The following is a 2,904-nucleotide window of genomic DNA, read 5'->3' on the forward strand; positions in this document are numbered from 1 at the left end:
CCTCAACCATTTTCATCATCTTATTGGGCTTTGAAATATCACAGAAATCACAATATGCATTTAGTAATGATTGGCCCGAAAACTCAAATTGTTTATAAGCCCCTGCCTCCACCTCTATATTAAGCCTTTCACTTTGGCGTTTTTGATTAGATTTTATAATAGAATGGTGGCTAAATTTGGTCGGGTGAAGTTTATTTTGTAAAAATAAACCTTTGGGAGCCAATCGGATATGCGAAATATGAGCTGTAATAGCCTTATTATTAAAAACATCTAAAGTAAAATCTCCCTCATCGTTGAATACAGTAGAACTTACGACTGCATTTAACTTGGGTTGATTAGCTTTCATTGCATAAATTACTGCCGATACAGCACCTATGCCTGATACCCAAGAACCCAACATTGTTAATATTTCTATCATCGATGATTCCATTACAATGCACTAATGCCTAACGCCGCAATAAACGGCGCGTAGGTTGGCGTTGTTTTTGCTGGCTTTTTTGTTTTAGCAAAAACCGCGACAGCCGTAATGCGTCCGATTTAATTGCCTTGTTATATTTTTACTTCTGCAACCGCTTGTTTTTTAATGCTTTTATTTATGGGTTTATTTATGGGTTTATTCATTTCAAGTTCTTTTTTTACCAAGTTATTGTTTAATCCGAAATTAGCTTTTAATAGCCGATTCTGCTCTGATATAAGTTTCTCTAACCGGACGGATGATTCATTAGATGAACTGAAGGATAAAATAGAAAATACAGCGGAAGTTATAAGTGCAATTAAACTAATTAAAAGCATACCCAGATTCCATTTACTTGCAGATCTTGAGTTTTTTGACGATTCACTCTTGATGGTTGAGTGTAAATCACCAATTTCTTTATTGGTTTCATTAATTGGATTAGTGGGGATAAATGGTGCATCTGGTATTTTGCACTTCTTAGTTTCATTTACCATTTTCAACATTTCTTTCTCGAAGTTGCTAGGCTCTTTCTTTTTTATTTCATTGCTATCTGTACTAAAACCTAATTGATTCAGATCCACAATACTCTCCAAAAATATAACAGCTTTATAGGAATCACTGTGCACGAATATCCGCAACACCTATATCATTCTAATAAATGAGTACAATATCCACTAATCACTGCAGAATCAACACGTTCTATAACTACTCCAATAAAACATGATTTAAGATAGGTGTTACGGTAACACCTATCTCTTTTTTGAAAAGATAGCTAACACTCTTATTTATATAGGAAATTAAAGGATGGTCAAATATAACCTGCACGGTGATACCTATCGCTGGAAATATTAAGACTGTTACGCGAGAAAGTAACTCAAGATTGTGTGTATTCAGTAATGACTATTATGGCCATTGAATGCTTTTTCATATATTAACAATATCTTCATCATGAAATTTCATTTTGTTCCGAAGAAAGACAATACTGCTAAGTTTCTTTTATATAAAGAAAACAGATAAGTATCATTTGAGTATACTCAACCAGAACTTGTGATACTTAATTTATTTTGTCTCATTAGCTATCTTGCAATAACTCTAAAGATAATGTATCTTTAGAGTTATACAAAAGAGACAAAGGGGACCGCAATGACTATCAGAATCTATTTACGCGCTTCAACATCAGATCAAGACGCAGAACGAGCAAAAGAATACATCATAGAGGAAGCTACAAGGCAGAGGCTGAATTTGAATAACGCAGTTTATTACGTTGAGAATTACTCTGGTCGCAAAATAGCTCGACCTAAACTAACAACCCTACTCAATGAATCAGAGCAAGATGATATTATTCTACTCGAGCAGATCGACCGATTAACCCGCCTAACATCAGCAAAGTGGAAAGAATTGAAGCAAGCTATCGATGGCAAAGGCTTACATATTGTCGCGTGTGATGTGCCTACCAGCTTCCAAGTACTAAACAGCGCCCAAGACGAAATGCAACAGCGTATCCTTGAATCGGTCAACAGTATGTTAATAGAGATCTTGGCTGCTACAGCTTCAAAGGATTACGAAGATCGCCGTAGACGGCAGAAAGAAGGCATCGAGGCAAATAGAGATAAATTTAAGGGTAGAAAAGCAGATCCGGAGACAGCGAATAAATGTGAAAAAGTCTTCAAGGCTATATCAGCAAAGATCGAAAAGCTGGACGAAGCTCTGAAAACGTACAGCGTAGGTCGAGCGACCTATTACCGCTGGAAGAAAGAGCAGGAACTGGTTAAATCCACAACACTCTGACAAGATGAATAAGACCGGAAAGCAAAAGAGGAAGAGCCGAGATCTACAGAGGACCATACAGTATCATTTAACCAAAAAAAAGAAGCGTACAGCGCTCCTTTTTTGATGTGCCGCTATTAAAGAAGGGTACAAAACAAACGGTATTAAACTGTAGAACAACCACCTCATGTCCGGTTTTACAATTTGAGGTGAATGACTAGATCAGATCTGGCAAGCTACTGTCCACGACTGATTGTCATCGCTATCACCTCGTCTTACCACAGCTCTCTAGCCTCACACCGACTCCGCACTACAATATTTTTACTCTTTTGCAGTTCTGTGATCTTTTTCGCCCTCTGGCATTCCCAGCTACCTACTGGATACATTTTGTCCCACGCATTCATTAACTGCTTCTGCTGGCGGCTCATGTTGTATCTATCATAAGCTTCATCCATGTATAAATAAGTACGTGCAATGCGCCCTCTTGCTCCTACTGGCGGCTCTGCTTTACGATTAGCAATTTTCATATCACAGCTTCCAAAGTCACTATTTTCACCGGGTAACATAGTGAAATTATAATTACTTCTTAACGCATTAACTGCACCAATCGCAGGATATAAATTGAACATATCTGCCTGCATATATCGGTATTCATTATTCGTTTTCTCAGCACATTTTCTGCC

Annotated in this window: 4 protein-coding genes; 1 reads left to right on the forward strand and 3 read right to left on the reverse strand. The window is 37.5% G+C overall.

Annotated elements, in window-relative coordinates:
* Window positions 1-418: hypothetical protein (locus AC4GME_RS17435; protein ID WP_490379904.1), on the reverse strand; the 418-nt coding region annotated here is incomplete at its 3' end.
* A gap of 131 nt (window positions 419-549) precedes the next feature.
* Entirely contained in the window at window positions 550-1,035 is a 486-nt protein-coding gene (locus AC4GME_RS17440; protein WP_490379905.1) for a hypothetical protein, read from the reverse strand.
* A 562-nt stretch (window positions 1,036-1,597) separates the two neighbouring features.
* On the opposite strand from AC4GME_RS17440, the gene AC4GME_RS17445 reads away from it, so the two are divergent.
* Complete coding sequence (locus AC4GME_RS17445) at window positions 1,598-2,242, forward strand: recombinase family protein (protein ID WP_490378575.1); 645 nt, start codon at window positions 1,598-1,600, stop codon at window positions 2,240-2,242.
* Window positions 2,243-2,496: 254 nt separating this feature from the next.
* Here AC4GME_RS17445 and AC4GME_RS17450 read toward each other — a convergent pair.
* On the reverse strand, window positions 2,497-2,904 hold a 408-nt coding region (locus AC4GME_RS17450; protein WP_490379906.1), incomplete at its 5' end, for an endonuclease.

This window comes from Psychromonas sp. (assembly GCF_983033635.1).